General features: G+C 73.3%; 1 protein-coding gene. It reads left to right on the forward strand.

The window, feature by feature from the left end; translation table 11 throughout:
• Window positions 1–37 precede the first annotated feature (37 nt).
• The coding region (locus tag ABEA87_RS41985) for an SDR family NAD(P)-dependent oxidoreductase (RefSeq protein WP_345639386.1) at window positions 38–5,903 on the forward strand (5,866 nt) is incomplete at its 3' end.

The raw sequence follows: 5,903 nt of genomic DNA on the forward strand, positions 1-5,903 counted from the left end.
GGTGTCGCATGCGTTTCATTCGGTGTTGATGGAGCCGATGTTGGCGGAGTTCGCGGCGGTGGTGGAGTCGTTGGAGTTCGGTGAGCCGGTGTTGTCGGCGGTGTCGACGGTGACGGGTGAGCCGGTGGGTCCGGGGTTGTGGTCGGATCCGTCGTATTGGGTGGGGCAGGTTCGTCAGACGGTGCGGTTTGGTGATGCGGTGGCCTCGTTGGAGGGGTCTGGGGTTTCGGCGTTGTTGGAGTTGGGTCCGGATGGTCCGTTGACGGCGGCGGCGAAGGAGGTTCTGGGTTCTGGGGTGACGGCGGTTGCGGCGCAGCGCCGGGACCGGGATGAGGTGGAGTCGTGGTTGTCGGCGTTGGCCCGGTTGTATGTGACGGGTACGCCGGTGCAGTGGCCGAACTCGGCGGCACCGGAGTTGGAGCTGCCGACGTACCCGTTCCAGCACCAGCACTACTGGCCTGATCACACCCAGACGCGTGACGTCGCCCGCGCCGGCCTCGGCTCCGCCGACCACCCGCTGCTCGGCGCCTCCGTCGAACTGGCCGACGGCAACGGCCTCGTGCTGGCTGGCCGGCTCTCCCTGGCCGCCCACCCGTGGCTGGCCGGACACGCGCTCGGCGACCGGATCATCGTGCCCGGCACCGCCCTCCTGGAGCTGGCCTTCCACGCCGCCGACCGGGTGGGTGCGGCACAGGTCGAGGACCTGACCCTGGAGAGCCCGCTGACCCTGTCCGCCCACGGCCACCGGCAGGTGCAGGTCACCGTCGCCGGCGACGACGGCACCGGGCGCCGCGCGGTCGGCGTCTACAGCCGGGCGGATGACACGGCGGAGTGGACCCGGCACGCCGGCGGCTTCCTCACCGACGCGCAGCCCGCCGACCCGGCGCCGCTGAACTGGCCGCCGGCCGGTGCCGAGCCGGTCGACACCGACGAGCTGTACGACCGGCTGCGCGCCATGGGATTCCGGTACGGTCCGGCGTTCCGCGGTCTGGGCGAGGTGTACCGGCTGGGCACCGAGCTGTACGCGCAGGTCCGCCTGCCCGACGAGGCCGGCCGCCCGGAATCCGGTTTCGGCGTGCACCCGGCCCTGCTGGATGCCGCGCTGCACCCGCTCGGCCTGGTCACCGACGGCACCACCCCACGGATGCCGTTCGCCTGGTCGGGCGCGGCCCTGCACCGGACCGCCGGCCCGGTGCTGCGAGCCCGACTGGCGCCGGACGACGGCGGAGCCGTGTCCGTGACCCTCTTCGACGAGGCCGGCAACCCGGTGATTTCGATCGCCTCGCTACTCACCCGCCCGGTCACCGCTACCGCGCCGTCCGAGTCGCTGCTGCGCCTGGACTGGCCGGAGATCCCCGGCTTCGCGCCGGCATCCGGGCGACGGCTTGCCGTGCTCGCCCCCGACCCGCTGGCGCTGCGCGACACCCTGCCGGGCGCGCGAACCGTGGAAACGCCCACGGCCGACGCGGACCTGCTGTTCGCGAGCAACCAGCCGGGCAGCGACCCCGAGGCGGTCCGCCGCGCGTCCGCCTGGGCGCTCGACCTGGTGCAGCACCGGCTGTCCGGCGCCGGGCGGGTCGTCGTGGTCACCCGCAACGCGATCCCGGCCGGCGACGAGGACGTCACCGATCTGGCCGGCGCCGCGGTGTGGGGCCTGATCCGCTCGGCACAGAGCGAGCACCCCGACCGGTTCGTCCTGGTCGACCTGGACGGTGACGCGGACTCCGCCCGGGTACTGGCCGACCTGCCGGCGGACGTGGCGCCGCAGCTGGCCATCCGGGGCGGCACCCCGCACGCGCCGCGGCTGGCCCGCGCGGCCGCGCCGCTGACCCTGCCGGACGGGCCCTGGCGCCTCGACGTCATCCGGCCCGGCTCGGTCGACGGCCTGGGCATCATCGAACCGGCACCCCAGGCCGCGCTCGGCGCCCGCGAGGTCCGCATCGCGGTCCGCGCCGCCGGCGTGAACTTCCGCGACGTGCTGCTGTCTCTCGGCATGTACCCCGGCAACGGAGAGTGCGGGTCGGAGGCCGCCGGTGTCGTGATCGAGACCGGCGCCGAGGTCCACGACCTGGCCGTGGGCGACCGGGTGACCGGGCTGTTCGACCGGGCGTGGGCGGACACCGCGGTCGCCGACGAGCGGCGGGCGATCCGCATCCCGGACGGCTGGAGCTTCGCCGAGGCCGCCGCCGTGCCGGTCGCGTTCGTGACGGCGTACTACGGGCTGTTCGACATCGGGCGGCTCGCGGCGGGGCAGACCGTCCTCGTACACGCCGCCGCGGGCGGAGTGGGCATGGCCGCCGTCCAACTCGCCCGGCACACCGGCGCCCGGGTGCTGGCCACGGCGTCCCCGGCGAAGCAGGCGGTCGTGCGGGCGCTCGGCGTGGCGGCGGACGACATCGCCTCGTCCCGGGATCTCGACTTCGCGCAACGGTTCCCGAGCGCCGACGTGGTGCTGAACTCGCTGACCGGTGGCGCCATCGACGCCTCCCTCGGCCTACTCACCGCGGGCGGTCACTTCGTGGAGCTGGGCAAGACCGACGTCCGCTCAGCCGAGCAGGTCGCCGCCGACCACGAGGGCGCGCGGTACGCCACCTTCGATCTGGGTGGGCCCAGCGCCGACCGGATCGGGCAGATCCTGCGGGAACTGGCCGACCTCTTCGCCGGTGGGGCGCTCACCCCGCCGCCGCTGCGGGCCTGGGACGCGCGCCACACCGTCGACGCACTGCGCCGGATGGCTTCGGGTCGGCACATCGGCAAGAACGTGCTGGTCCTCCCCGCGCCGCTGAACCCGGACGGCACGGTTCTGGTCACTGGCGGCACCGGCACCCTCGGCGGCCTGGTCGCCCGGCACCTCGCCACCCACCGCGGGGTCCGGCACCTGTTGCTGGCGAGCCGCCGCGGCACGGACGCGCCGGGCGCCGCCGACCTGGTGGCCGCGCTGCGCGAACTCGGCGCCGAGGCCCGCGTCGTGCGCTGCGACGTCGCCGACCGGGACGCGCTCGCCGCCGTACTGGACGGGATTCCCGCCGCGCACCCGCTCACCGCGGTCGTACACACCGCCGGGATCGTCGACGACGGCCTGATCGAATCGTTGACCCCCCAGCGCCTCGACGACGTGCTCCGCGCGAAGGCGGACAGCGCCCTGCACCTGCACGCCGCGACCGCTGGCCTCGACCTCGCCGAATTCGTGCTCTTCTCCTCCCTCGCCGGCGTGGTCGGCGCCGCCGGTCAGGCCAACTACGCCGCGGCCAACCTGGTGCTGGACGCGCTCGCGGCCCACCGCCAGGCCCGCGGACTCCCGGCGCTCTCCCTCGCCTGGGGGCAGTGGGCCGAGGACAGCGGCATCACCGGCGGCCTCGACGACACCGGGCGCTCCCGGATCACCCGCTCGGGCATCGCGGTGCTCGACACCGACGAGGCCCTGTCGCTGCTGGACGCGGCCCGGCTCACCGGCGAGGCGTGCCTGGTGCCGGTACGCACCGAAGCGGCGACACTGCGCGCCCGGGCCGAGGACGGCACCCTCGAGCCACTGTGGCAGGGCCTGGTGCGTGGCCACACCCGCCGTCCGGCGCGTACCCGTACCGGCACCGCACAGACCGGCCTGGCCGGCCGGCTCGCCGGGATGACCCCCGACGCCGCCCGGCGGGAACTCCTCGACCTCGTACGCGAGCAGGTCGCTCTCGTTCTCGGCCACAGCGACGCGAGCACCGTCGACCCGAACCGCGCGTTCAAGGACGCCGGTTTCGACTCGCTCACCTCGGTCGAGCTGCGCAACCGGCTGGCGACCGAAACGGGGCTCCGGCTGCCCGCGACGCTCGCCTTCGACTACCCCACCGTCACCGCGCTCGCCGAACGGCTGCACGCCGACCTGGGCGGCGAATCCGCACCGGAGGCGGCGCCGGTGGCCGCCCCGGCCGCACCGGCCGACCTGCGCGAGCCGATCGCCATCGTCGCGATGGCCTGCCGGTACGCCGGGGACATCGACTCGCCGGCCGACCTGTGGCGGCTGGTCTCCGACGGCCGCGAGGCCATCGGTGCGTTCCCCGACAACCGTGGCTGGCCGCTGGTCGACCTGTACGACCCCGACCCCGAGCACGCCGGCACGTGCTACACCCGCGCCGGGGCCTTCCGGCATGACGCCGGCGCGTTCGACGCGGAGTTCTTCGGTATCTCGCCGCGTGAGGCGTTGGCGATGGATCCGCAGCAGCGGTTGCTGCTAGAGACGTCGTGGGAGACCCTCGAGCGGGCGGGTATCGACCCGAAGTCGCTGCGCGGCAGCAACGCCGGAGTCTTCATCGGTGCCGCCAGTTCCCGCTACGGCAATGACCCCGCCGCCGGCCGGGAGGTCGAGGGGCACCTGTTGACCGGCAACGCCGGCAGTGTGCTGTCCGGCCGCACGGCGTACACCCTGGGCCTGGAGGGCCCGGCGGTCACCGTCGACACAGCGTGCTCGTCGTCGCTGGTCGCGATGCACCTGGCCGCTCAGGCGCTGCGGGCCGGGGAGTGCGATCTCGCGCTGGCCGGTGGCGTCGCGGTGATGGCCACGCCGGAGTTGTTCGTGGAGTTCTCCCGGCAGCGGGGCCTGGCGGCGGATGGCCGGTGCAAGTCGTTCGCCGAGGCGGCCGATGGTACGGGCTGGGGTGAGGGTGTCGGCATGCTGCTGCTGGAGCGGTTGTCGGACGCGCGGCGGTTGGGGCATCGGGTGTTGGCGGTGGTGCGTGGTTCTGCGGTGAACCAGGACGGTGCGTCGAATGGTTTGACGGCGCCGAATGGTCCGTCGCAGCAGCGGGTGATCCGGGCGGCGTTGGCCAACGCGGGCCTGACGCCGGCCGAGGTGGATGTGGTCGAGGCGCACGGGACCGGTACGAAGCTCGGTGACCCGATCGAGGCGCAGGCGTTGCTGGCGACGTATGGGCAGGATCGGCCGGAGGGTCGGCCGTTGTGGTTGGGTTCCATCAAGTCCAACATCGGTCACACGCAGGCCGCGGCGGGGGTGGCCGGCATCATCAAGATGGTGATGGCGATGCGGGCCGGAGTGCTGCCTCGCACGCTGCACGTGGACGCGCCGTCGTCGCAGGTGGACTGGTCGGCGGGTCAGGTCCAGCTGCTGACCGAGGAGCGGGAGTGGGCCAGCGACCGTCCGCGCCGGGCGGGTGTGTCGTCCTTCGGCATCTCCGGCACGAACGCTCACGTGGTGCTGGAGCAGCCGTCGGAGTCCGAGCCGGCTCGTGACGCGGCGCCGGCTCCGGTTGACCGGATCGCCACCGTGCCGTGGGTGTTGTCGGGTCGTAGTCGTGGTGCGGTGGCGGATCTGGCGGGTCGGTTGTTGCCGTTGGTCGATGGTGGGGATGCGGTGGCGGCGGGGTTGTTGAACCGTGGGTTGTGGGAGTGCCGGTCGGTGGTGTTGCCGTCGGGGCTGAGCGCCGGTTTGGCGGCGTTGGCGGAGGGCCGTGAGTCGCCCTTTGTGGTGTCGGGTGAGGCGGGTTCGGATGCGCGGTTGGGTGTGGTGTTCACGGGTCAGGGTGCGCAGCGGGTGGGGATGGGTGCTGGCCTGGCACAGGTGTTTCCGGTGTTCGCGGGGGCGTTGGATGAGGTGTGTGGGCTGTTTGGTGGTGGTTTGCGTGAGGTGATTGGGTCGGGGGTGGGGTTGGAGCGGACGGGGTGGGCGCAGCCGGCGTTGTTTGCGGTGGAGGTGGCGTTGTGGCGGTTGTTGGAGTCGTTCGGGGTGCGTCCGCAGGTGGTGGCGGGGCATTCGATTGGTGAGATTGTCGCGGCTCATGTGGCGGGGGTTTTCTCGTTGTCGGATGCGGTGCGGTTGGTGGCGGCGCGGGCGTCGTTGATGGAGGCGTTGCCTGAGGGTGGGGCGATGGTGGCGGTGAATGTGTCGGAGGACGCGGCGCTGG

Source organism: Rugosimonospora acidiphila, assembly GCF_039543385.1.
Lineage (GTDB): Bacteria > Actinomycetota > Actinomycetes > Mycobacteriales > Micromonosporaceae > Rugosimonospora > Rugosimonospora acidiphila.